This is a genomic window from Microcystis sp. LEGE 00066, assembly GCF_015207925.1.
GTDB lineage: Bacteria > Cyanobacteriota > Cyanobacteriia > Cyanobacteriales > Microcystaceae > Microcystis > Microcystis ichthyoblabe_A.
Window position 1 is genome coordinate 1 of record NZ_JADEVX010000056.1, and the last position, 25,249, is coordinate 25,249.

A 25,249-nucleotide genomic window follows, 5' to 3' on the forward strand; every position below is an offset into this window, starting at 1 on the left:
GAATTGGGGAAGTGGGGAAGTGGGGAGCCTTTTTTCAGTAAACAGTAATGGGTGAACTGATAACTGATAACTGATAACTGATAACTGATAATGGCTTCGATCGGTTTTCTCAGCTATTGACAAGGGTTCCCCTAAAAGCCTACAAGTATTTTGGATAGGTATGGCCATTGAGGAACCGACCAAAATATGAAAATAAAGACAAGATTACGCGAATGGGGCAAATTTTTCTTAAAAAGCGGTGCTAGTATCGCCCTAGCACTATTTTTAATCTTAAGTCTGTTCACGGTTAAGGGGACTACTCCTGCTTTAGCTGTGCTTGCTCAGGGTGACGCGGTAACGGATCCCACTGCTATTTTACGCAATGCCTTACCCATAGATAATAAACCAATTCGTCAAGTGCAACAATCGATCGAAGATATTGCCAAACATCTGCGGGCCAAACGTTGGAGTCCGATTAAAAAAGATGTCAAGGATGCCAATTATGCCCTTTCTACCAAAAGCAAGGCTATCTTAGATAGTGTTCCCGAAGCAAGTAAAAGCCAAGGGGAGGAATTAATCGAAAAACTGAAAACGGGAGTGGCAGCCCTGGATACGGCCGTAGAAGCGAAGGATAAAGAAGCAGTTTGGTCAACCAGACGAGAATTGCTCAATAATATCACCGCTTTAGAAGAATTAATGGTGGTGGGGTTTCCCTTTAACGTTCCCCCGGAATACGCTAACTTGCCGCAATTGCGAGGACGTGCCACCGTAGAGATGCAGACCACCAAAGGAGATTTAACCATCGTTGTGGATGGTTACAGCGCTCCGATTAATGGGGGTAACTTTGTGGATTTAGTCCAACGGGGTTTTTATGACGGTTTACCCTTCATTCGCAGCGAAGATAATTTCGTTGTCCAAACTGGGGATCCCGTAGGTGCAGAAGAGGGATTTATTGACCCGAAAACTAAGCAATATCGCTCTATTCCCTTAGAAATTTTGATTAAAGGGGAAGAAGAACCAGTTTATGGCAATACTCTCGAAGAATTAGGGATTTACTTACCTAGTCTCGCTTTGCCTTTTAACGCTTTTGGTGCGTTGGCCCTAGCGCGTCCGGATACCAATCCTAACGGAGGTTCCTCGCAATTCTTTTTCTTTAAATTCGATAATGAATTAACTCCTCCGGGGTTTAATCTCATGGATGGTCGTTATTCGGTTTTCGGCTATTTAGTCGAGGGAAAAGATGTGTTAGAAGAACTTACCAATAAGGATAAGATTATCAACGCTAAAGTGGTTTATGGCTTAAATAATCTCGTGCAACCTAGCTAGGGTTGGCGTTTTTAACTAGGTCTTGTCAAGGCAAAAAATTAGTCAAGATAGGGGAAGCAGCTCAGATTCTGGGTGATTCCCCCGATACCTAGGATCGTTTCATTCTCTCATCGGAATAAATATCTGAAAGTTTTTCAAAACGTCGTGCTTTGTAGGTTGATTCATGAATCAACCTACAAAGAATCAACCCTTGATAAGGGGGGGTGCTGATCCCCCCTTAATCCCCCCTTGATAAGGGGGGTGCTGATCCCCCCTTAATCCCCCCTTGATAAGGGGGGGTACCTGACAACTTTTAACACCTACCTACTTAAGATTATTAATTCCGCAATCTATCGCCCTGATTATTATTGCTTTGATAGGGGCAAAAGTTATTTAATTAACATTAGTTTTATCTAAGTTCCCCTTTCCCTTAATCCTCGTTCATATCCCCAATCAGCAACGCCTAGGGAGAGTTTGCCGATAGCCAAGGGCTAAGAGATGACAGAGTTGGTGATATAGTAACTAAAGATCACATTTAAATCTAACCTTGCCATAGATGCACAAATCTCGAATCTGGCAACCCCAAAAATCTCCCGTCTCTAACATCAGTTTTAGCGATGAAATGAGGTAAGAATTTTGACGAAAATACTTAGCGATCGCATTGCCGTTTATCTGCTCATCGGTGGACTCCTGTTTAGAATCATCATCGCCCTGGGGCTTTATCCGGGGTACGATGAGGCCTATTATTACGTTTACAGCCATAATCTGGATTGGAGTTATTTCGATCATCCGCCAATAGTAGCGATTTCCACGGGTTTGGGGACTTGGATCACGGGATTAGTCAATCAATTTACCATTCGCTTCGGGACTCTCCTTTTCTATACTGGCAGCCTCTGCTTGCTATATCTGACAGCTTTAAAATTGTTCAGTCTGCCGGTCGCCAGAATGACTTTAGCGATCGCCACTCTCATCCCCATCTATGGGATTGTCTTCGGGATTCTCTCGCAGCCAGATAGTCCTTTAATCTTTTTTTGGTCATTAACAGTCTATTTAGCTGCCCAAGAATTCTGGCCAATTCGGGAAAAAAACTATCATCCTAGCTATCGTCTCGCTTATATTGGACTTGCCGTAGGATTGGCGGTTTTAAGTAAATATCACGGCTTTATTTTGGGCTTTGGTTTAGTTTTATTTTGTCTGACCACTCCCCGCTATTGGCCTGTATTTAGATCCCCTTGGTTGGGATTAGGATTTATTCTTTTTTTGATAACTTTATTGCCGATTATCTACTGGAATATTAACCATGATTGGATCTCCTTTCGCTTTCATTTAGAAGACCGTTTTTCTGGAGAACCCAAAACCTTTAATATTCTCGGTATTCTCTCGGTTATTGGCATTAGTATCGCCACGATGTTTCCTCCTTTTGGTCTGCCGATGTGGTGGGTGACATTTAAAAGCTTTGCTGAACAAATTCCTAACTTTCTCTCGAAAAAAAGATTTTTTCAGCGAGATGAAGAATCACTCAAAAAATGGTTAATTCTCTCAGTTTCTCTGCCTTTAATCCTGGGAATGCTTTATGTGGGTGCTTCCTATTATCTCGCCCCTAGTTGGATTTTACCCGGGTTCTGGTCCTGCACGATTTTATTAGGAGAAAAGGCCAATACTTGGCAGCAATCTTCTCGAATCTGGGTAAAAAGATGGTTATGGGGGTCAGGAATTTTTATCGTTACTGTTTTATCTATAGCAATGCTTCACGTTACTTTTGGCACTTTCCAAAAACCCAGTCAATACGCAATTTTTGGGGGAATTATTGCCCCAGAACAGGACCCTTCTCGGGAAATTGTCGATATCGATCAACTGCGCCAAGGCTTTGCTAATTCGCCCGAATTATTAGCGCTCTTAAAAGATTCTAGCTTCGTTTTTACCCATAATTTTTATGTGACAGCATGGCTAGATATGGCTCTTTATCCCCTAGTTCCTATTCCCGTCACTTGTTTTAACAACGATCAAAGAGGTTATCAAATTTGGTTTAATCCTCAAGAATGGATCGGTAAAAATGGTTTATTAATTACTACGAATAGTTCTCTAGAAAGACCAGAAATAATCGATCGCTACCGTCCCTATTTCCAAGATATAACTAAAGTAGCTGTCATTCCGATCAAGCGCGGTGGTGTCGCCATCGAACAATTTCATGTTTACCAAGCTAAAGGACTAATTAAAACTTATCCTTAAAGCAGTTATAGCGGGTAGGGGATAGATAAATTAGTTCATAAATACTGAGAACTTCTATCTCCTGAATTTTGTAAACTTTTTTACTTTTTACTTGATAAATATGTCCATTCATCGGGTGCGTATTGCTAGAGATAAAGGGGAATTTGTCCAGTCCTTAGTTAATTTTAATCAGGGAATTGGTCCCTTTCAAACCTATGCTGATGTCATCGCTTTTGCGGCGGCTTTAGGGGTAAGATATCAAGAGAGGGTGGCGATAGAAAATGTAGCGAAGGAACCCTCACCTATTAACCTGGAAATTTTTATTTCTCGTGGCTACGATACCCTAATCAAATTATTGGCAGTTAATGAATTGCAAGACACAAAAATTCTTTCTCCCCACGGGGTAGATTCGGAAGCTTTGCGAGTGACAATTTTCGAGGAATATGCCAACGCCGGTTTAGCAAGATTAGAACGAGAATTGCGCGGTGCGGTAGATTATACTGAAAGATTATTGTTAATTATCAGTCAAGAACGTTTTCGAGAAATTACTGCCACAACGGAATTCGATTTAGGCAGATTTTTGTAGGAGAAATCTTAGTTATTCCTATGGGAGGAAAACAATCGATTGTAAAGCCTTTTATTGATTTCGTATAGTAACCAAATAATTAAAAAACAGACAGAGATGAATATCAAAGGTTTTTTAGTCAGTAAATTCTGCAAACTCCAGAATAGTTGCTGCGGTTGAGTGACTAGATACCAACTATTCAGTCGGAGAAACCGTCCTAAATAGATACCGATCGCACTTAAAAAATGGAGGGTTATTTCTAGGGGGAAAACTGCTGAATTTAGCTGACTTTGCTGACAATAACTTTTTAAATTAAGTAAGGAGAGAACGTATAACTGAAAGCCAAGAAAAATAAAGATACTATACTGGGGAATTAAAACTAAAAAAAATAAACTTTTGGCGTAATCCTGCTGAACATAAAAGATTAAATGAATGCTATCGGTGAGAATATAGGGAGCATTGGGTAAAAAAAGCACAAAAACTAAGAGAATTAACCACCAAAGTAGGGAACGATCGAGAGTGATCCTAAATAGCCAAAAGCTGAGGATAAAGGGGATAAAGGCCAGAAAAGAATTCCAGATAATCCTCCCGGTGCTAAGGTTAAATAATTGCCAAGCATTGTGCCACCAATCCCTCGTTAAAATCATCATTAAATCTGCCCAAATCATCTCTTAAATACCAGTCTCCTCTAGGGTTGATAAATATCTTAACCAATTTTTTAAAGATTCCGGAAAAGGGATTCTTTGTCTATTGGTGGGATCGATGCACACATGGCGGGTTTTCGCTTTTCCGACCATGATTTCAGCCAAATAAATTTTATAATGCAATTGAAACTCGTTGTCGCTTAGGGATCGGGCAGTGAAATTAATCTCTATGCGATCACCACAAAAAAGAGGACGAAAAAACTGGATTTCCGCTTGAGTAATCGGTAGGGCAACTGGAGAATCTTTCAAAAAATCCTTGATATTGATGCCAAATTGTGCTAAAGAAAACTCGTAGGCTTCATGACAGATTGAGAGAAGATGGGCAAAATAAACCACACCGGCCGCATCGGTATCGGCCAGATAAATTAGGCGCTCGTAGGACATAAAAAGCTTATTGTCTTTCTAGAAAGGTTAAACTATCTTGTAGTTGTCTTAACTCGTCTCGATGGGCTTTGACAGTTAATTCCGTTTGCTGAGATTTACTTTCCACTTTAAAAGCCACTTCTTCTAAACGGCCGACTTTTTGCCAATAGAAAACACCCGCGAGGGGAGATAAACCCACAAGAGCAAAAATATAGGGATTAGTATCAGGAAATAACACCGACAACACCAGTGAGAAGCAAAATAAACCCAAGGCCGCCAAAATTGTCAAAAATATCGCTAGAAAGGGGCTAGGCGGCACAAAACCCTGTAATCTGACAATATTTTGTTCGGGTTCGATCGCCTTGACTTGATAGGAACGTCGGTCAAAATAGTCTCGCAGTTGTTCTAATAGTTGGTCGTCACTGGTACTGGTAAGATAGACACGCTGTTCGATACGCTCTTTGACGGAACCGCGAATAAAAAAGAATAATCCCACCATCAGCAGGAGAGTCAGAAAAAAAGTTGAGGAAAGAACGGGGGTATCCATGGCGGCGGTTAGGAGCAAAAAAACTTACAATTAATCCTAATTATCCTAACCTATCTTCTCCCCCGATTCAGAAGATAGATCCTAGGAGCAAAACCTCGATCGAGAATCAGAAAAATTTAACCCCAAGGCAGATTCATGGGCAACAATCTATTAACAGGATTAATCGAACCCTTACAGTATAGTTTCATGCAGAGATCCCTAATTGAAGCTATCATCGTCGGGATCATTTGTGCGGTGGTGGGAACCTACCTGATGGTACAACGTTTGGCCCTCTTGGGCGATGCCATCAGTCACTCGGTCTTACCCGGATTAGCGATCGCTTTTATTGGTAATTTTAATCTTTTACTGGGTGCTTTACTAGCCTCAATGGTCAGTACCCTACTGATTAACTTAATCCGTAATCGTTCCCCAATCAAAGAAGATGCGGCCATGGGAATCGTTTTCTCGGCTTTTTTTGCCCTTGGCATCACCCTGATCACTCTCATCCAAAAAAACAACAAAATTGACCTTAATCACTTTCTCTTCGGCAATATTCTGGGTGTTACTGCTGACAACATCCGCGATACCCTAATTATTGCCGTTATCGTTTTATTAACCGTTTTGCTCCTGTATAAAGAACTATTATTCTACACTTTCGACAAAATCGGGGCGCAAGCGGCAGGTTTACCAGTAAATTTATTAGATTTAGGCTTAATGCTCCTGATTGGTCTGACAATCGTTGCTAGTCTGCAAGCGGTGGGAGTAATCCTCGTTTTGTCCCTTTTGATTACCCCCGCAGCCACTGCCTATCTTTTAGTTACCCGTCTCCATCAAGTCATGGGTATGGGTGTGGGTGTGGGTATTATTTCTAGTATCAGTGGGATGTATTTAAGTTATTACTGGAATTTACCCTCTGGACCAGCGATCGTGCTTGTCACTTTTACCCTATTTATGTTGGCCTTTTTATTCAGTCCCCGTCAAGGAATTTTCACTCATCCCGCTAGTCTAGGTGGTCAACTTTCTATCTGGGTAGAGATGAAAAATTTGTTGAGACGGCGTTAGTTTGCAGGAGAAGGTGGTAGTGATCAAAAAAAGCCAACGGCCGAGATAACTGCCATAATTTGCCAGATTTTTCGAGGCTCCTACTCTGATATTGTGTTGATTTCATCGTTTCATATTGTACTTAAGCGACATACCAGACCACAGCATTAGGTTAATTCTTCCCCACAAGAATCTGATATTGGAAAATAGCCATTTGACCTCTTGTATTGGGTAGCTCTTGGATTCATTAGCCTGTACAGCTAGTCTCCGCTAATTTCTACCAATGTCTCACCAGCAGCTAAAAGTTCTAAAGCCCTGGGTAAAGTCTCACTCAAGATTTCACGCAACCGGGCATTAGAGGTATTGCCACAAGTCAGCCAAATAATTTGTGGGGGCGAACCAAGTCGCTCAACTAAATCTACAAAATCGCTGTCTTTGGTCATTAGGATAGCTCTTTGAGCTTTTGCAACCTGAAAGATTTCAGTATCTTCAGCATCTCTCAGTCCAAGATCACGCAAAGCCACAACTTCAATCTCAAGTGTAGTGCTAATCCAGGTTGCAATTGCAGGAGACAAATGTGCGTCAACCCAAATTGTCATGCCAGTAAAACCGGGTGATTAAGCTTCCGCGAGGCATATAAAAGCGCCGCTTTCAAATCGTCTGCCTCAAGATCAGGCATTTCATCTAGAATTTCTCTCGCGCTTAAACCTGCCGCGAATAGATCTAACACATCTGATACCCGGATTCTCATTCCTCGAATACAGGCACGACCACCGCACTGCCGAGGATTAACTGTAATTCTCGAAAGCAATTCCGCCATTACAAGGTAGCTCTTACGATCTTTACCTTTATTGTGAACTAGAGTGCTAAAAGTTTCAACAAAATAGGTTAGGCATAGTTCACCTTGTCAATTATGAAAAATTTTGACATCCTCACCGCCCGGCCCCGGCGGTGAGGATGTCAACACTCTTTAAACTCCTGGCCACACAAATCCCAGACGCTGAACTGCAATTCATCTTCTCCGCATCAGAGTAACCAATTTGGTCGCCCTACGACGCAACGGCAGCAGCAAACATTCTGATGCAGATGATTCAGGATGACCAATGGGCATCTGCTTATGCCTAGTAAAGTTGAGTTTCCCTTTTCTGAGGATGACACATTACCGACAATTCTTATTATTCTCAGTATCGTGCTTGTGTTTAGTATTGATGGAGAAAAGTAATGCTAATTTTTTTGGGAAAATTAGTTAACCGAGGAGTATAACATATAATTAATTTGTAAGAGTTCGAGTTAACTTGGTTAGGGCTATGGATTTATTAAAAAATCGGTTTGTGCAGTCGTTGGGAGTCGGGGCGTTTTTTTATCTCCTAATGCTTTCCTTAAATTGGGTGGTGTTGTTCACCCTGAGAATTCTTGAATCTTTTTCTAGTTGGTATCGATACCGCGCCGCTCCCTATTCCTTCCAAATCAGTATCGGGGTGACTCTGGCCTATTTGCTGATCACGGCCCTCTTGAGTAGCCGGCGTGATTAGTAGTAAAACGTAGTGGATTGTTTCAGCTAATTTGGTGTATTAGAAAAATGCTATAAATTCTATAATCTAAGACTTTAAGCCGAAATCTATTGCCCTATTTTAGCTGAAACAGTCCAGTAGGGTGCGTTAGACTGGGGCAGACGATTCAGGATGACCAAGAGGCATCTGCTCATGCCTAGTAAAGTTGAGTTTACCTTTTCTGAGGATGAAGATTGAGATATTCAATTAAAATGCAAGATGTAGTAGCTGTACTACGGGCATCTTGGCCGTTGTAGCAGCGAACGAGACGTTCGCACTATAGGTATCTACGAATTAATTATAAGCTAGACATCTCCAAAAATTATAACTCAGTCACAGCCTGCTTTTGGTTTATGTACTAACTCAACAGTTCGATGGCTGGAATGTATATCTATCGTTGCTAATTCAATTTTACTGAAAAAATATGAGGCAAATGAACTACCCCGCCGCAAGCGGACGGGGTATCAGAATCAAAATAGACTCAATTGTAGATTTTGGTGTAGCTGCAGGTATTCTTTATCTTGTTCTTTTACATATCTCGCTATCATACCTTCATCCCCATGCTTTCCTACCGTACTTGCGTAATATCCATCACTCCAAAACTCTCCTCCCCACAACTGCTTTTTCACTTGAGGACACTTTTTGAAAATTTCTCTCGCCGTTATACTTTTAATCATTGTCACTATCCTTGTCACACTATAGGTCGGTACTGATTGCACCAGAAAATGCACATGATCTTTATCCACTCCAATTTCTACAAACTTTATCTCGTATCGTTTTTCCATCTCTAGACAGACTTCTTTCAACAAGCTATCTACCTGTTCGTCGAAAACGGCTTTACGATATTTGGCTGGGAACACTAAATGATATAGCAAAACACTTACATTATGGCTCTTATGGATGTATTCACTCATTTTTCTATTGTACGCCGCGAGCGGCGGGGAATTAGACCCGAAGAGATTAAAATAATTTTTATTCGGATAGATTCCTTAACTAGAAAGACTTTTAGTCTTGAGATAATATTAGGTCGAGGTCTGCTGTTCCTAATTTAAATTGCTTGTTGAGACGCGGCAAGAGGCAAGAGGCTTCGACCGTGAGCTCAGCCGAACGGCAAAAGGCAACAGTAAAGCGATTGGGGGAGGTTCGGCTAATTTAAGAATAAGCGGTTTAAATGCGTCTTAGCTTACCTACCTATGAGGAGTATTTTTAATTTTTTTTTGGACATGATCAGGATACCAACTTGTGAATCCTGACGTTGTAATCAAAAGGAAATAACTGATAATTTCATAACCCAGTTCAGGAAGGATAAGTTTTTCCATCTTTCCCCAGGCTAAAATGGCGTTAATTGTGAAAGTTAAACCCCAAGCTGAACTGATGATCATATTGATTTTGATAAAAGTTGGATTGTTCCACAGGGAGGGATCAACTTCTTGTTTAGCATATTCTATCGTAAAGGGTTTGCCGAAAATTATGCTCAGCCAGGCAGAGATAGCCAGTAAACCAGAAGCTCCAAGCCCTATATGTTTGACAACCCACATATTATTGAAAACAATCACGGCTAACGAGGCGGAGGAAAAGAAAAACAACCCCACCCATAAAGTTACCCCTCGGTTGCACCGAGTAACGCCCATGATAATGCTCAGAACTAAGGCGATAATCAATGCTAATTTAAGACGAAATAAGCTACCGTGGGCAATAAAAAGAAAAGCCAGCCATGGACCAAATCCCAAGAGCAGTTTTAAAAATGACATAATTTGCTTTTTCATGATTTTATTTTATTGCTTTTTCACAAAATATAGTCATTTCAGATAAGTCTGATACAGTAAAACGGAGGGTGCGTTAGACGGCAAAAATTGCTGCTGTGACTCGAAGGTGACAATCCGTCGTAACGCACCACCTATGATCAAAACTTACTCATACCGGCGGTTACGTTTGCGGATAATCCAGAGGATAAACCAGATAACTAGGACAAGTAGAGCTATTTTTGAGACGGGAGCCAGATATTCTTCCACAAGGGGGTAATTCTTCCCTAAAAAGTAACCTGCTGCCGTTAAAAAAACGACCCAGAGAGTCGTGCCGATGGTGGAGTAAACTAAAAAGGGAATCATCGCCATGTGATTCATCCCGGCGGGTAGGGAAATCAAAGTTCGTACTCCAGGGACCAAACGACAGAGTAAAACCGCTTTACTACCGTGACGGTTAAACCATTGATTGGCTTTTTGAATATCTTTAGCAGAAACGGTAATCCATTTGCCGTATTTATCGGCTAGTTTTTCGATTTTTTCCTCATCCACAACCCGACCGAGATAATACCAAGGTAGCGCTCCGACTACGGTTCCGACAATCCCCGCTACCACTGCCGGAATAAATTCCATTTGTCCCTCATGGACGGTAAAACCCGCTAGGGGCATAATTAATTCCGAGGGAATGGGAGGAAAAAGATTCTCTAAAAACATCAATAGGGCTATGCCTAAATAGCCCATAGAAGTCATTGTACTTGTAATCCATTCAGTCATATTTTTGAGGATTTAGAAAACAGTTTTAAAGTAAAGTATTTTCAGTGAACTGACAACCGATAACTAATAACTGATAACTGATAACTGATAACTGATATTAGGTTCCGGAAGTCCAGGAGTTGATATATTCTAATTGGGCTTCGGTGAGGGTATCGATTTCAATCCCCATGGCTTGCAGTTTCAAGCGGGCGATTTCTTGGTCTAATTCGTAGGGAATTGAGTAGATGCCGGGGGCCAATTTACCTTGATTTTTAACCAAGTATTCTACACCGATCGCCTGGTTAGCGAAACTCATATCCATAACGGCACTAGGATGACCTTCGGCGGCTGCCAAGTTAACTAGGCGACCTTCACCGATAACAACGACGGATTTACCGCTTTTTAGTCTATATTGTTGGGTAAAGTTGCGAACTTCCTTAACATTATCGGCTTTTGCGCCCAAAGCTTGCAGGTCGATTTCAATATCAAAGTGACCGGAGTTGGAAACAATCGCCCCATCTTTCATCAGGTCGAAATGTTCAGCCCGGATAACGTGCTTGTTACCAGTAACAGTGATGAAGATATCTCCTTCTTTAGCGGCTTCATCCATGGGCATAACCCGGAAACCGTCCATCGCTGCTTCAATGGCCCGCACAGCGTTAATTTCGGTGACAATTACATTAGAGCCTAAACCTTTGGCCCGCATAGCCACACCTTTACCACACCAACCATAACCAGCCACAACCACGGTTTTACCAGCAAGAAGGATATTGGTGGCGCGAATGATACCATCAAGGGTAGATTGACCTGTACCGTAGCGATTATCAAAGAAATGCTTGGTTTCTGCGTCGTTAACGTTCATTGCGGGGAAGGATAACACCCCGGCTTTGAGCATGGCTTGCAAACGGACGATACCGGTGGTAGTTTCTTCGGTAGTACCGATAATGTCGGGTAATTGGTGACTTCTTTCTTTAACTAGGGTGGCCACTACATCACAACCATCATCGATGATAATCTGGGGTTTATGATCGAGGGCGATTTGAACGTGACGGTGATAGGTGTCGTTATCTTCCCCTTTGATTGCATAAACGGGGATACCGTAATCAGCGACTAAACAAGCGGCCACATCATCTTGGGTGGAAAGGGGATTACTGGCAATCAGTAACGCATCAGCGCCACCGGCTTTGAGTGCGATGGCTAAATTGGCGGTTTCGGTGGTAACGTGACAGCAAGCGACTAAACGCAGTCCAGCAAAGGGTTTTTCGATGGCGTAACGTTCGGCTAATTGACGCAAAACGGGCATTTCCCGTCCGGCCCATTCGATGCGCTGTTTGCCGATGGGGGCTAAACTAATATCTTTGATGTCGTATTTCTGTTGAACTGGTGTTGCTACCATAAGGGGTTTTCCTTAAATACAAGCCTCGGCTATTGGTTAATTTAACTTAACATTGTCTGGGGATTTTCGCCAATGTCAAGCTTTCCACCGGTTTTTTATATAGGAAAAAGTTATCAATCAGATTTACACTGGGTTACGCATTTTTTAATAACCGTGTTCAGACAGAAATTCTAAGCTAATCTCGGTAGGAGGGTGATAAGAGCGTATTCCTAGCAATTTTTCCACATATTTGCCTAAAATATCCCCTTCTAGATTCACCCAATCGCCTAATTTTAAATGGGAAAGATTGGTTTCGGCGTAGGTGTGGGGGATGACTGCCACTTTAAACCAGCTGCCGTAGGCATCACAATCGGCCACGGTTAAACTGATGCCATTAACAGCTATACTGCCCTTACCGACTATATAACGAGCTATGTAGCTATTCCACTGCTCTTCTAGGGAACTAGGGGCAGCAAAGGTCATTTCCCACGAATTAGCCACGATTATCGATTCGACTAAACAGCCAATACCGTCCACATGACCGGTGACAAAATGACCGCCGATTTTACTACCCACCCGCAAAGAGGTTTCTAGGTTAACGTTGATTTCTGTTTTAATCCTTCGTCCCAAAGTAGTGCGCTGTAGGGTTTCCGGGGAAGCGGTGGCCACAAAACCCTCTGAGAGAATTTCCTCGACTGTCAAACAAACCCCATCCACAGCCACACTATCACCAATCATTAAATCTTGGAGAATTGTATCAGAGGATACAGACAAATATAGTCTATCAGTATCCACGACCCGAATTTTTCCCAAGGCTTGAATTAATCCTGTAAACATCGGCTTTTTTCTCGACTATAAATCCTTATGAGTGAAAGATTGGGCATTTTCCCCAGAATAATCGGCGACAATATGACCATCTCCCACTAATTGATATTTGTAGGTCACTAATCCCTCTAATCCCACTGGACCACGGGGGGGCATTTTTTGGGTACTGATACCCACTTCGGCCCCAAAACCGTAACGGAAACCATCGGCAAATCGCGTGGAACAATTATGAAAAACTCCGGCGGCATCGACTCGATCGCTAAAGGTTTTGGCCGTGTTAAAATTTTCGCTGACAATGGCTTCCGTGTGTCGAGAACCGTAATAATTAATATGTTCGATTGCCGATTCTAGACTATCAACAATTTTAATTGACAGAATTAAATCACTATATTCGGTTTGCCAGTCTTCTTCTGTGGCCGATGGTACGTTAATAATCTGACGAGTTGCTTCATCTCCCAATAATTTAACCTTTTTTTCCTCTAATGCTCGGGCCACTGCGGGTAAAAATTGTCTAGCGATGTCTTGATGAACCAATAAAGTTTCAATGGTATTACAAGCGGCAGGATATTGGGTTTTACCATCAACGGTAATCCTAATTGCTTTGCTTAAATCGGCTTCTTTGTCGATGTAGAGATGACAGATACCATCGGCATGGCCGAGGACAGGAATGCGGGTATTATTTTGGATATAACGAACAAATTCGTTAGAACCTCTAGGAATAATTAAATCGATGTATTGATCAAGTTTTAATAGTTCCTGAATTTCTTCTCTTGTTGTTAACAATTGCACCGCCGCCGAATTAACTTTAGTTTGACTCAATGCCTGATGAATAATTGTTACTAAAGCTTGACAAGAACGGATCGCTTCTTTCCCCCCTTTTAAAATAACGCCATTGCCGGATTTTATCGCTAAACTGGTAATTTGAATTAAAGCATCGGGACGAGCTTCAAAAATAACCCCTAAAACCCCTAAAGGACAGGTTATTCTCCGCAGAATTAAACCTTGATCTAATTCCCGGTTAATTTGCATTGTAGCTAAAGGATCTGCTAATTTAGCCAGATCTCGCACCCCGGCAATGGCGGTTTTTAATTTGCCAGGACTTAACTCTAAACGCGCACATAAAGCTGGAGATAATTCCATCGCCTTGGCTGTTTGAACATCGGCGATATTCGCTTCTAGTATTTTATCAGCATTGGCAGTCAAAGCCTCAGCAATAGCCTCTAAAGCTTCATTCCTTTCTTCTTTAGTCAGAATAGCCAGTTGACGACTCGCTTGACGGGTTTCTCTGGCGATTTCGGGGAGGGATAGAGAAGTTGTAACCATAGAAAATTAAAAGTAATAACCGCTATCTTGTTTATTTTATCTTATTTTTGATCAAGTTTCAGGGTCATTAGACCTCTGGTAAAAATCAAAAATTGTTGTTAGGGTTAGGAGTCGGTAGTCAGGAGAATTAAGGATGAATAATAGTCAATTAAATGGTCTATTTACAGATTTGGCTCTCTTGAGTTTGGTGGGTAAAATGTACTCTAAGATACAGTCCTGCCAGCGAGCGACTGGAACGAACCACAAAGACACAAAGGACACAAAGATCGATCCTATATAGGTTAAACTTATCAGACAAAGAATAAGAAAAACCTGATTTTAGGCAATTTAATCTTTATTTTGGAGGTTTATTGAAGGTTATCAACTCTTGCCATGATCATAATAAATCTAGTTAACTAGAAAAAATAGCCGAAATTAGTGATTTTTCTATCCTAGACCTGTAGAGACATTATCGTTAACATCCCTACAGAATCTAGACTATCTAGACCGGATTGGCAATCAGACAGTTAGATACTTCTTGACGCGCCCAATTATCGGCGGCTAAAATGTCATCTAGGCTAGGGGTAGAACTGTTATGAATTGTAAAGCGATCGCAAGCTTTTTCGATCACCCGGGGAATATCTAAGAAACTAATCTTTTCTTCTAAAAATAATGCTACCGCTTGTTCATTGGCCGCATTTAATACTGCTGGCATTGCCCCACCCGCGCGGCCGGCAGCATAAGCTAATCCCATACAGGGATATTTTTGATGATCGGGTTCTTTGAAAGTTAAACTGCCGGCTTTAACTAAATTTAAAGGTTCCCAATCCGTATAAATTCTTTCGGGCCAAGACAAGGCATATAACAGGGGTAAACGCATATCTGGCCAGCCTAATTGGGCTAAAACCGAGGTATCCTGTAACTCAATTAAAGAGTGAATAATACTTTGAGGATGAATAACAATATCGATCGCATTATAATCGACACCAAATAAATAATGAGCTTCGATAACTTCTAGACCTTTATTCATTAAAGTAGCCGAATCAATGGTGATTTTTCTGCCCATAGACCAGTTAGGATGTTTCAGGGCATCAGCTACGGTTACTTGCGGCAATTTTTCCACTGGTAAATCCCGAAAAGCACCCCCAGAAGCGGTGAGAATAATCTTTTTTAATCCCCCAGTGGGAACTCCCTGTAAACATTGAAAAATAGCCGAATGTTCCGAATCAGCAGGTAATAATTTAACTCGGTGTTTTTCCACTAAAGGCAGCACCACCGGACCGCCAGCAATCAGGGTTTCCTTATTAGCGAGGGCGATATCTTTACCGGCAGTAATAGCGGCAATCGTGGGCAGCAATCCCGCACAACCAACAATTCCCGTGACGACGCTTTCGGAATCGCCATAACGGGCCACTTCGATTACTCCTTCCTTTCCTGCTAGGATAATCGGGGTATAGTCAAGGTCGGAAATTAGGCTTTTCAGGTCTTCTAGTTGACTTTCGTTATTAATCGCCACGATTTGCGGGCGAAATTGCCGAATTTGCTCCGATAGTAGTTGAATATTATTACCCGTGGCTAATCCCACCACTTGAAACTTATCGGGATGATCGGTGACAATATCGAGAGTTTGAGTTCCGATCGAGCCTGTAGAGCCTAAAATCGAGATTTTTTTCATAGAAACTTCATATAATTTGGGGATTAGCTTTTAATATACGTTCTCTGGGGTCCTTCCGGCACGTCAGCGTCAATATTAAATATTTGTTAAAAAACTTGATAGTTTGACCTTTTTATGCTATCGGTTAGAAAAAGTTAGCGATAGAGATGGTGACAGAGAAGAAATCGAATAGAAAGGCCAATGGATTAGGCTGTCTAGTGGGGGGTCTGGTTTTTTGCCTCTTATTTCCCCTGTGTGTTTTCTTTTTTGGTTGGTTATCCTTCGCTCTTGGGATGAGTTGTGCTTTCCCCAGTCAATGTTCGACAGAGGGGGAAATAATCAAGTTTATCCTATCAATGATTTCGTTTTTTGGGGGAGGATTCGCATTACCTATATTCCTCAGTTGTGCCGTGGGAAAAGCCGTCAGATTTGGGTTAAGTCGGAGAAAAAATAACCGAACTTAAACATAAGTTCGGCTAGATTTAATTTAACAACTGGATAAAACTAACTTTCTGTCGCCGTTGCTGTGGTGGGAGGCAACTTAATGTTAGTAGCTAATCCCAGAATTTGCAGCAGACGAATGGTCATCCAAGTCAGGTCAACTTCCCACCATTGTAGGCCATGACGGGCAGAATACTGATAGGCATGGTGATTATTGTGCCAACCTTCACCGAAAGTTAAGAGGGCAACCCACCAACAATTTTTAGAATTATCGTGGGACTCATGACTAACATAACCGAATTTGTGAGTGGCACTGTTGACAAACCAAGTAGAGTGGAAAACTAAGACCAAGCGCACAAAAATTCCCCAAATTACAAACGGCCAACCACCCATAGCATAGAGAATTAAGCCTAAAACAATTTGGATAGGAACAAAATAATTTTGACAGAATTTATAGAAAGGATCGTCGGCGATATCTTGGGTAAAACGGGCAATTTCTTCGTCGGCAGGAATTTCGTGCAGCATCCAACCCATGTGACTCCACCAGAAACCTTTATTAGAATCGTGGGGATCGGGAGCAGTATCAGAATATTTATGATGAATACGATGTAAACCTATCCATGCGATCGCACCCCCCTGACAAGCGAGGGTTCCGCACAAAACCAGAAAGTATTCTAACCATTTGGGAGTCTTAAAACTCCGATGGGAAACCAAACGATGGAAACCGAGGGTAATTCCTAAACCCCCAGTAATCCAATAGAGAATTAATGTCACTCCCACAGCACCCCAGCTAAAATTGCCAGGCAAGAAGGCTAAAAGAGCCACTAAGTGGATAAAAGCCATGTAGATGAGAGTCACCCAGTCGATGGGCAGTTTTTCGGAAGTCGCAACAGTCATTGAATAACCCAAAGGGAAACAACAGGAGACAGAGCATCATTGTCTTATCCGTCTCGATTTGACACAGGGGGAACTTTGACGCTTAATAAATAGTAACAAATATCACAGTCTATTGTTTGATGGATATCCCCTCTCTACTCCACAGGGCAGAAAACGCCTTACTGCCCATTTTTTCGGAAATTGACGCACAGGTCAAGGAAAATCTCCGTCAAGTCCTCGCTGCTTTCCGTGAAAACCGGGTCGGGGTGCATCATTTTGCTAGTGTTAGTGGTTATGGTCATGATGACTTGGGACGGGATACTTTAGATCAAGTGTTCGCCCAAGCCCTGGGGGCCGAAAAGGCAGCGGTGCGGGTACAATTTGTTTCAGGAACCCATGCGATCGCCTGTGCCTTGTATGGGGTTCTTCGACCGGGGGATGAGATGTTAGCGGTAGCCGGTGCGCCCTACGATACTCTAGAAGAAGTAATTGGAATTAGGGGCAGTGGTCAAGGCTCTTTAAAGGATTTTGGCGTTAGTTATCGGCAATTAGAGCTAGATTCTACCGGTGCGATCGATTGGTTGGCCTTGGCCACAGCAGTGAAACCCCAAACCCGTTTAGTCCATATTCAAAGATCCTGCGGTTATTCCTGGCGATCGAGTTTGTCTATTGACGAAATCGAGAGAATTGTCCGTATAGTTAAACAACAAAACCCGAATACCGTCTGTTTTGTCGATAACTGCTATGGAGAATTTATCAGCACCCAAGAACCCACCGACGTGGGGGCAGATCTGATGGCCGGTTCTCTAATTAAAAACCCCGGAGGTACAATCGTCACGGCCGGGGGATACATAGCAGGTAAAGCGGAATTAGTGGAAATGGCCTGCTATCGTCTGACAGCACCGGGGATCGGTAGCGAGGGAGGGGCAACTTTTGACCAAAATCGTCTCCTTTATCAGGGATTGTTTCTAGCGCCGCAAATGGTGGGAGAAGCGATGAAAGGCAGTCATTTAATCGCCTATGTGGGTGATAAGTTGGGTTATCCGGTCAATCCTGCTCCTTTTGTGCCTCGACGCGATATTATTCAAGCGATTAAACTCGGTTCCCCTGATAAGCTGATTGCCTTCTGTAAAGCCATTCAAGCCTATTCTCCCATCGGTTCCTACTTGGATCCCATTCCTGCCCAAATGCCGGGCTATGAGAGCCAAGTAGTGATGGCTGGTGGCACGTTTATCGATGGTAGCACCTCGGAATTCTCCGCCGATGGACCCCTCCGGGAACCCTATATCGTTTTTTGTCAGGGGGGAACCCATTGGACCCATATTTCCCTAGCTTTAGAACAAGCGATCGCCGCTTTGTTGAATGGTTCCCCTCAGCTTCCTTCTCTCCCTTAGTTAAAATCCTAACTTCCTGTCTTTGTGGTTAACAAAAAGGGGACTGTCAGGGGGCAAAAGTTCCATATTAGTATTTAGGCTCTCTTGGGTTTGGTGGGTAAAATGTATTCTTGAGATATAATTCTGCTGGCGAGCGAGTGGCACGAACCACAAAGACACAAAGAACACAAAGATCGGTCGCTCCTATATAAGTTAAACTTATCACACAAAGAATAAGAGAGTCGTATTTATTCCTTTTTTATTTTTGTTAAGGACTTATTGATTGATTTAGGCTCTTTTTTTGGGTAATTCCTAATTTTTAAGATCAATGTAGATTGAAAAAAATGAGATGCAGCCACTTCTCGAACTTGTTTAACTCGATGCCAGACGGGAAAATAAGCACAAATCTAACTATACTCATTAGAATATAAATATCAACGACCACGATAAAAAACTCTTATGCGGGTAACTCTAAAATCGGCCTTGAGTGACAGTAATATCGATGCTAATCAAAGCAGCAGTCAACGTCAACTGATGCTCTCGATCGCCGCCACCAGTGAACAGATCAACACAAATTTACCGATTAATCTTTGTTTAGTTCTCGATCATAGCGGTTCTATGCAGGGAAAACCCCTAGAAACGGTCAAAAAAGCGGCTTTAAGTTTAATAGAATCCCTCGGGGTTAATGATCGTCTCTCGGTGATAGCTTTCGATCATCGCGCTAAAGTTATTCTTCCCTCCCAATCGCGACAGGATGATCTGACCTTAATTCGCTCAAAAATTCAACAATTACGAGCGGGAGGAGGTACGGCGATTGATGAAGGGATAAAATTAGGCATTCAAGAAAGTTCCAGCGGCAGCAAAGGTTATGTATCTCATATTTTTCTGCTTACCGATGGTGAAAATGAACACGGAGATAATCAACGCTGTTTAAAATTAGCCGCAGTAGCGGCTGAGTACGGTATCACCTTAAATACCTTCGGTTTTGGCGATCATTGGAATCAAGATATCCTAGAAAAAATTGCCGATATCGCCGGCGGAAGTTTATCCTATATCGAAAGACCCGAACAGGCTTTAATTGAATTTACTCGTCTGTTTAACCGTCTGCAATCTGTGCGGTTAACTAACGCTTTCCTGCAATTAGAATTAGATGCTCGGACTCATTTAGCCGACTTAAAACCCATTGCCCAAGTTGCCCCAGAAACTATAGAAATGAGCCTGCAAAAAGAGGGGAATTTTTACATCACCCGTTTGGGTGATTTAATGATAGATGAAGAAAAAATTCTCCTCCTCAATCTCTATATTGACCAAATTCCCCCCGGTACTTACACCATAGCTAAGGTGAAGATTCGCTACGATGATCCCGCTTCCGGTCAAAAAGGGCTAGAAACTGCGACTTTTAGCCTTGATATCACCTCCCAAGCTCTCTATCAATCCCAATTAAACGATCAAGTTCAGAAATCAATTCTGACTTTAGCCAAATATCGTCAAACCCAAATCGCCGAAGAAAAATTAAAACAGGGCGATCGAGCAGCCGCCGCCACCATGCTACAAACCGCAGCCAAAACCGCCCTACAATTGGGGGAGAAAAACGCCGCCACTGTCCTCCAAACTAATGCCACCCGTTTACAGGTGGGAGAAGAATTGAGCGAGGGGGATTTAAAGAAAACCCGTATTATTGCTAAAACAAGACTACAAACCGATGAATAAACTACTTATTGAAACAAAATCCCGATTCCTAGCAAAGCAATCATCACTCCGAAAATCGCCCGCAAGTTAATCCGATCCCCCATCATGACAGCGATCGGTAAGACAAATAAGGGACTGGTAGCGGTGAGAGTTTGGGCAATACCCACAGGAGAGAATTTTAAAGCAGTTTGCTGTAACCAAATGCCTAAAAACGTACTGCCGAAAGCAGTGATAATAATAATAGCAATCAGACGCAATGACCAGTTAATCGGTGGTGATGATTCCTGACGGCGAAAAAACATCAGAATTAACACTATTCCCGTCCCCGCTAACAGACGAAACAGGGCACTCTGCAAAGAAGACATTCCCGACTGCACCAGTGCCTGACGAGATAAAACCGCCCCCACCGCTTGGGAAATTGCCGCAATTAAAGCCCAGGCAATTCCTTGCCGCCAGGGGCGTTGACTATTGATTTCGGGAGTTTTTTCGGAAATAACCCAAGCAACCCCGAAGATGGTCAAAATAATGCCAATATAAGCCGATATTTTCAGGGATTCCCCCAAAAAAGTCGCCGCCAGAATTGCTCCCAAGGGAGGCGAAAGGGTTTCTAACAGGAGGGTTTTTCGCGGTCCCAAATAATTGAGGGCGGTAAAATAGGCCGTGTCACCGATTCCTATACCAATTGCGCCACTTGTCAAGAGTATAAATACCGAACTTTGTTGATTAACATCGTGCCATTGTCCGGAAAGGGGCAGCGTCAGGGCAATTAAAGCGATCGCGACTACTCCTTTCAGAAAATTAAGCAATAAAGGCGGGATTTTCTGGCCTAATAGGCTATAAATCGCCGCAGAAATCGCCCAAAGCGCCGCCGTACTCAAAGCCGCTATCTCTCCCGTTAAATTTTCACCGAGACTAAATCCGTTGAGCATTATCATATTTTTGGTCGGGAGACAGTATTAAGAAGACTCCGAGACTCCGAGACTATTTTTATTTATTATCCCCACTTCCCACACCCCCGCTAATTTAGTGATTTAATAAAACCGACCACTGCTGCAGAAGATAAAAACTATGTGTATTCTCGGTTTTGATCCGGGTAAGGATAAATGTGGGATCGCCGTCAGGTCATCGACGGGGAAAATTTATACCCATGAGGTGATAGCATCGTCACAAGCGATCGAGCATTTAGCCAGTCTCTGTCAACAATATCCGATCGAATTATTGGTGATGGGGAATCAAACCACCTCAAAAAGTTGGCGCGAAAAAATTGCCGCTCGTGTCACCATCCCGATTACTCTAGTAGATGAACGCAATAGTACCCTAGAAGCTCGCGATCGCTATTGGCAAATGTTCCCCCCCAAAGGATTACAGAAACTCATCCCCCAAGGTATGCGTCTTCCCGATCGCCCCATTGATGATATAGTAGCGATTCTGCTGATTGAACGTCATTTACAGTCCAAATAATGTCACACTACAAAATAGACACAGCAGGGTAAATTGACGATGCTCCTAAGTAAAGGTTTTGAAGTGGAAATGTACACCGGAACAGCAGCCGGAGAAATTATCGGTTTATCCGATCGCATTGTCAAGGATTTAGATGGTTTTGTCCGGGAACCGGATAGTCGTAACGTAGAATATACTACGGCTCCCATGACTAACTATGACCGTCTTTTATGCGCTACTTTAAAACCTCGTCTGGCTCTACGGCAATATTTGCGTCGTTTAGGCGATTATACCCTCATCCCCGGCAGTACCCTCTCCTTGGGCGATAGTCAACATTTTTATCGCAGTGACCCCCACAATCCCTATCATGACTATATCGAACAGACCTACGGCACTAATGTAGTCACGGCCAGTATTCATATTAACGTCGGTATTAGCGATTATGAGGATTTAATGCGTGCCTATCGCTTAATTCGCCTAGAAGCTCCTTTATACTTGGCTTTAAGTGCTTCCTCTCCTTTTCTCGATGGGAAAATCACTGGGTCCCATTCCCGTCGTTGGCAAGTTTTCCCCCAAACTCCCGCTTATGTTCCCCTCTTTGAAAGTCATAAACATTTTGTCACTTGGACCGAGGAACAATTAAAACTCGGTACGATGCAGAATGTTCGTCATCTTTGGGTGTCGGTACGTCCTAACGGTAGCAATCGTCCCTATAATCTCAATCGTCTAGAATTGCGAATTTGTGACCTGATTGCTAATCCTATTAGTTTATTAGCAGTTATGGCTTTTTTAGAAGCCCGTTTAACTCAACTTTTACAATATCCCCAATTAGACCCCTTAATTTTAAGTCAATTACCTAGTAGCAATCGCGGCGAGGATTTATTAACTTTAACCCAAGAAAACGAACAGGCTGCCGCACGTTTTAGTCTTGATGCCACCCTGAGACATTGGTACGATGGCCGGGAAATCTTAGCTAGGGATTGGATTAAAGACCTCTATGTTCAAGTTTATCCGATCGCTAAAGAAAGGGGTTTTAGTTGTTTCCTCTCTCCCCTACAAAAAATCCTCCGCGAAGGTAACACCGCACAACAATGGTTAAAACAATCCGACCAGGGTATGGATGTTAAAAGTATTATCAAACAGGCGATTATTACCCTAGAAAAACAGGAACGAGAGTTAGAACATAAATTATGTCAGCATATTCTAGTTGCCTGAATAAAAGACTTTTTCTCTAATTATTTGGCTCTCTTGAGGTTATATCGACAACATTTTTCAGGATGATAGGATAAGCTGGAATTATCGAAACCGTAGAAATAACAGATAAAATGAGTAATCTCCTCTGGCCGCGTTTTCTCAAGAAAGCTTACCGTCAAGAACCAATAACTAGCTTTATCTTTACCGCAGCGGCAGTAGATGTCATCATCGGGGTTCTAGGACAAAGATGGACACTGCTGTCTTTAGGGGCAACGATTATGGCGATCGCTATATTCGCCAAGTGGCAACAGAGCCAAAAAAGCAAGGCAATCAACAAAGAAGAAGTCGCAAGATACTATTTACCGCCCCAATCGGGTCAAGTAGCTTTACCAACCCTGAAAAACGAAAAAAATCGACCTTCTTAGCTCAAAAATTTCACCTTGCTTGGCAATCAATCCCCTCAAAGGCTAGAATCTATAGCACCGTTCATTTGTTAATATTCAACTAAATTTATGAAATTCCGATTTACGCGTGGGGAGAAACTTGTTGGAGCAATTGTGGTCAGTGTTCTAACCACGCTGACAATCGGGCAACATCAGCTTACTCAGGCCCAAAGTCCTATTGCCCCCCCTCAACCCGCAGCTGAAAGTGGCGAAAAAAACCCAGAAACTATCCTAGTAGAAGGTTTAGGCAGACTTACCCTCGCTAAAACCTTAGAAGGGCAACAATCCACCCCTAATGCTGTGATTTTCAGCCCCGATAACCAATTAGTTCTCGCTGGTGGTAGTGATACGGATCCTCTCCTGAGAATTTGGTCCGTAAAAACAGGGCAAAAAGTTTCCCAAACTCGGGCCCAAAGAACCAGCGTCAAAGCTTTAGCTATTAGTCCCAACGAAAAATTATTAGTTAGTAGCGGTTCAGATGGTTCGATTAATTTTTGGAATCTGGTGGAAGGCAAGTATTTAGGAATTGCCCTCGAACACGGTAATACGGTCCTCGCCCTTACCGTTACTCCCGATGGTAAAACGTTAATTAGTGGTGGTTTGGAAGGAATTCGCCTCTGGACAGTGCAACCCCCCCGCCGTCCCCTCTATCGTTTAAATTGGGTGGGTAATTTTGTTTATTCCTTAGGCATGAAATCCGATGGTGTCACCCTTGCCAGCGGTCATGAAAACGGTGAGGTACATTTTTGGGACATCCGCGAGGGCAAATTTTTATCGAAATTTGCTGCCCATCCCCAAGCGGTGAGCCAGCTTTTATACACTCCCGACGGTAAAAATTTAATTACTGGTAGTTTAGACCGCACGATTAAAATCTGGGATACGAGCAATAATCAGTTATTATTTACCCTCGTCGGTCATACGGCCCGAATCCGTTCCCTGGCACTCCATCCTAAGGGACAAATTCTCGCTAGTGCTAGTAATGACGGTGTGCGTTTATGGGATGTGACCACAGGGAAACAATTGGCCTGGTTTGATAATAATTCCGACTGGGTGGAATCCCTAGCTTTTAGTCCCGATGGGCAGTATTTGGCTAGTGGTAATTATGATTTTAAAATTCGCCTCTGGCAATTCGTCCGTTAGGCAAAAATACCTTGATTTAGCCTTTAACCACTTCTAGAAAAGCCGATTTAGCCGCTGCCTGTTCCGCTGCTTTTTTGCTTCTGCCAGTTCCCACTCCTAATTTCTGCTCATTTAACCACACTTCCGCGCAAAAACGTTCTTGATCTAAACCATTGATTTCTTTAACTAAATATTGCGGCAGTTTTTTGTATGTTGCTTGTGTCCACTCCTGCAAGGCATCCTTATAATTCTGTCGGGCCGGATCTCGACGAATTTCGGCCGCTTTTTCCCGCAGTGGTTCATCTAACCAAGAACGCACTAAAATCATTGTCTGTGTACTAAGATATAATGCTCCCAAGACCGCCTCAAAAGCGTCTGCTAGTCGAGAAATTCGCCCCGCCCGATCAATACTCGTACTACTTGATACCAATAAATAACGCTCGAAACCGTAGCGATCCGCAAATTCCGCCAGAGTGCGATCGCTAACCATCATCGATCGCAGGGCGGCAAATTCTCCCACTAGCGCCTCCGGATAGGTTTCTAACAATACCTCCGCCGCCACGAGTCTTACCACAGAATCGCCCACAAATTCCAATTGTTCATAATTCTTATCACGCGAAACACTGGGATGAGTTAGGGCCAAATCTAATAAATCCCACCTGACGGGGACATCAGCTGATAAACCCAGCTTTTCCACTAGGGTTTTTAATTGTTTTTGGCGACGCGGATCACTTAAGGACATGGGAGCGGGAAGAAGGGGGTGTGGGGTGTAGGGTGTGGGG

General features: G+C 42.8%; 26 protein-coding genes. 11 read left to right on the forward strand and 15 right to left on the reverse strand.

Translation table 11 applies throughout. The features are described from left to right. Positions 1–186 precede the first annotated feature (186 nt). The 3 genes from IQ224_RS10000 to IQ224_RS10010 all read left to right on the forward strand — a co-directional run bounded on the left by IQ224_RS10000 (position 187) and on the right by IQ224_RS10010 (position 4,078). A complete protein-coding gene (locus IQ224_RS10000; protein ID WP_194032893.1) occupies positions 187–1,305 on the forward strand; it encodes a peptidylprolyl isomerase in 1,119 nt (372 codons plus the stop codon). Between the two features lie 615 nt (positions 1,306–1,920). Then, complete coding sequence (locus tag IQ224_RS10005; RefSeq protein WP_002740723.1) at positions 1,921–3,513, forward strand: glycosyltransferase family 39 protein; 1,593 nt, start codon at positions 1,921–1,923, stop codon at positions 3,511–3,513. A 100-nt stretch (positions 3,514–3,613) separates the two neighbouring features. Then, positions 3,614–4,078, forward strand: coding sequence for a DNA phosphorothioation-associated protein 4 (locus tag IQ224_RS10010; protein WP_002738176.1), 465 nt, complete (start codon positions 3,614–3,616; stop codon positions 4,076–4,078). 8 nt (positions 4,079–4,086) lie between these two features. Here IQ224_RS10010 and IQ224_RS10015 read toward each other — a convergent pair whose 3' ends face one another. The 3 genes from IQ224_RS10015 to IQ224_RS10025 are packed head-to-tail and all read right to left on the reverse strand — an operon-like array spanning position 4,087 to position 5,671. Continuing rightward, positions 4,087–4,725: a DUF1361 domain-containing protein gene (locus IQ224_RS10015; protein ID WP_002740727.1), complete on the reverse strand. Its 639-nt coding sequence runs from the start codon at positions 4,723–4,725 to the stop codon at positions 4,087–4,089. 3 nt (positions 4,726–4,728) lie between these two features. Next, positions 4,729–5,145: a thioesterase family protein gene (locus tag IQ224_RS10020; RefSeq protein WP_002740730.1), complete on the reverse strand. Its 417-nt coding sequence runs from the start codon at positions 5,143–5,145 to the stop codon at positions 4,729–4,731. Positions 5,146–5,152: 7 nt separating this feature from the next. Then, positions 5,153–5,671 (reverse strand): cofactor assembly of complex C subunit B, encoded by a 519-nt coding sequence (locus tag IQ224_RS10025; protein ID WP_002734244.1) that lies wholly within the window; start codon positions 5,669–5,671, stop codon positions 5,153–5,155. A 135-nt stretch (positions 5,672–5,806) separates the two neighbouring features. Between IQ224_RS10025 and IQ224_RS10030 the strand changes: the two genes are divergently transcribed. Beyond that, positions 5,807–6,712, forward strand: a complete 906-nt coding sequence (locus IQ224_RS10030) for a metal ABC transporter permease (protein ID WP_002740732.1) — start codon at positions 5,807–5,809, stop codon at positions 6,710–6,712. Positions 6,713–6,951: 239 nt separating this feature from the next. Here the strand turns inward: IQ224_RS10030 and IQ224_RS10035 are convergent, their stop codons facing one another. Then, entirely contained in the window at positions 6,952–7,290 is a 339-nt protein-coding gene (locus IQ224_RS10035; RefSeq protein ID WP_036399356.1) for a DUF5615 family PIN-like protein, read from the reverse strand. Next, the gene (locus IQ224_RS10040; RefSeq protein ID WP_002740734.1) at positions 7,287–7,511 is read right to left on the reverse strand and encodes a DUF433 domain-containing protein; all 225 of its coding nucleotides are present in this window, start codon (positions 7,509–7,511) and stop codon (positions 7,287–7,289) included. The genes IQ224_RS10035 and IQ224_RS10040 overlap by 4 nt, the downstream gene beginning before the upstream one ends. Before the next feature lie 487 nt (positions 7,512–7,998). On the opposite strand from IQ224_RS10040, the gene IQ224_RS10045 reads away from it, so the two are divergent. Then, positions 7,999–8,223: a hypothetical protein gene (locus IQ224_RS10045; protein WP_002740738.1), complete on the forward strand. Its 225-nt coding sequence runs from the start codon at positions 7,999–8,001 to the stop codon at positions 8,221–8,223. A 488-nt stretch (positions 8,224–8,711) separates the two neighbouring features. Here IQ224_RS10045 and tnpA read toward each other — a convergent pair whose 3' ends face one another. The 8 genes from tnpA to IQ224_RS10085 all read right to left on the reverse strand — a co-directional run bounded on the left by tnpA (position 8,712) and on the right by IQ224_RS10085 (position 17,230). Further along, positions 8,712–9,155: an IS200/IS605 family transposase gene (gene tnpA, locus IQ224_RS10050; RefSeq protein ID WP_002740761.1), complete on the reverse strand. Its 444-nt coding sequence runs from the start codon at positions 9,153–9,155 to the stop codon at positions 8,712–8,714. A gap of 273 nt (positions 9,156–9,428) precedes the next feature. Then, positions 9,429–10,007, reverse strand: coding sequence for a hypothetical protein (locus IQ224_RS10055; protein ID WP_002773172.1), 579 nt, complete (start codon positions 10,005–10,007; stop codon positions 9,429–9,431). Positions 10,008–10,151: 144 nt separating this feature from the next. Further along, positions 10,152–10,757: a DedA family protein gene (locus IQ224_RS10060; RefSeq protein ID WP_036402960.1), complete on the reverse strand. Its 606-nt coding sequence runs from the start codon at positions 10,755–10,757 to the stop codon at positions 10,152–10,154. A 97-nt stretch (positions 10,758–10,854) separates the two neighbouring features. After that, a complete protein-coding gene (gene ahcY, locus IQ224_RS10065; RefSeq protein ID WP_002732258.1) occupies positions 10,855–12,132 on the reverse strand; it encodes an adenosylhomocysteinase in 1,278 nt (425 codons plus the stop codon). A 144-nt stretch (positions 12,133–12,276) separates the two neighbouring features. Further along, complete coding sequence (locus IQ224_RS10070) at positions 12,277–12,948, reverse strand: riboflavin synthase (RefSeq protein ID WP_002748604.1); 672 nt, start codon at positions 12,946–12,948, stop codon at positions 12,277–12,279. 15 nt (positions 12,949–12,963) lie between these two features. Then, positions 12,964–14,259, reverse strand: a complete 1,296-nt coding sequence (proA, locus tag IQ224_RS10075; RefSeq protein WP_002748602.1) for a glutamate-5-semialdehyde dehydrogenase — start codon at positions 14,257–14,259, stop codon at positions 12,964–12,966. 481 nt (positions 14,260–14,740) lie between these two features. Then, entirely contained in the window at positions 14,741–15,913 is a 1,173-nt protein-coding gene (dxr, locus tag IQ224_RS10080) for a 1-deoxy-D-xylulose-5-phosphate reductoisomerase (RefSeq protein ID WP_002748600.1), read from the reverse strand. A gap of 483 nt (positions 15,914–16,396) precedes the next feature. Then, complete coding sequence (locus IQ224_RS10085; RefSeq protein ID WP_002748596.1) at positions 16,397–17,230, reverse strand: acyl-CoA desaturase; 834 nt, start codon at positions 17,228–17,230, stop codon at positions 16,397–16,399. Between the two features lie 119 nt (positions 17,231–17,349). Between IQ224_RS10085 and IQ224_RS10090 the strand changes: the two genes are divergently transcribed. Together IQ224_RS10090 and IQ224_RS10095 are read left to right on the forward strand one after the other, a co-directional pair. Then, positions 17,350–18,603, forward strand: coding sequence for a methionine gamma-lyase family protein (locus IQ224_RS10090; protein ID WP_002748593.1), 1,254 nt, complete (start codon positions 17,350–17,352; stop codon positions 18,601–18,603). A gap of 438 nt (positions 18,604–19,041) precedes the next feature. Beyond that, positions 19,042–20,292: a VWA domain-containing protein gene (locus IQ224_RS10095; RefSeq protein WP_002748589.1), complete on the forward strand. Its 1,251-nt coding sequence runs from the start codon at positions 19,042–19,044 to the stop codon at positions 20,290–20,292. Positions 20,293–20,297: 5 nt separating this feature from the next. Here IQ224_RS10095 and IQ224_RS10100 read toward each other — a convergent pair whose 3' ends face one another. Further along, a complete protein-coding gene (locus tag IQ224_RS10100) occupies positions 20,298–21,200 on the reverse strand; it encodes a DMT family transporter (protein WP_002748588.1) in 903 nt (300 codons plus the stop codon). 139 nt (positions 21,201–21,339) lie between these two features. Here IQ224_RS10100 and IQ224_RS10105 point away from each other — a divergent pair, with 139 nt between their 5' ends. The 4 genes from IQ224_RS10105 to IQ224_RS10120 all read left to right on the forward strand — a co-directional run bounded on the left by IQ224_RS10105 (position 21,340) and on the right by IQ224_RS10120 (position 24,488). Next, entirely contained in the window at positions 21,340–21,732 is a 393-nt protein-coding gene (locus tag IQ224_RS10105) for a pre-16S rRNA-processing nuclease YqgF (RefSeq protein ID WP_002748587.1), read from the forward strand. Between the two features lie 39 nt (positions 21,733–21,771). Next, complete coding sequence (gshA, locus tag IQ224_RS10110) at positions 21,772–22,926, forward strand: glutamate--cysteine ligase (RefSeq protein ID WP_194032894.1); 1,155 nt, start codon at positions 21,772–21,774, stop codon at positions 22,924–22,926. 110 nt (positions 22,927–23,036) lie between these two features. Beyond that, positions 23,037–23,330, forward strand: a complete 294-nt coding sequence (locus IQ224_RS10115; RefSeq protein WP_002748585.1) for a hypothetical protein — start codon at positions 23,037–23,039, stop codon at positions 23,328–23,330. Positions 23,331–23,417: 87 nt separating this feature from the next. Further along, positions 23,418–24,488, forward strand: coding sequence for a WD40 repeat domain-containing protein (locus IQ224_RS10120; RefSeq protein ID WP_194032895.1), 1,071 nt, complete (start codon positions 23,418–23,420; stop codon positions 24,486–24,488). Between the two features lie 16 nt (positions 24,489–24,504). On the opposite strand, the gene rnc is transcribed toward IQ224_RS10120, so the two are convergent. Further along, entirely contained in the window at positions 24,505–25,209 is a 705-nt protein-coding gene (gene rnc / locus IQ224_RS10125; protein WP_194032896.1) for a ribonuclease III, read from the reverse strand. Positions 25,210–25,249: the final 40 nt, after the last annotated feature.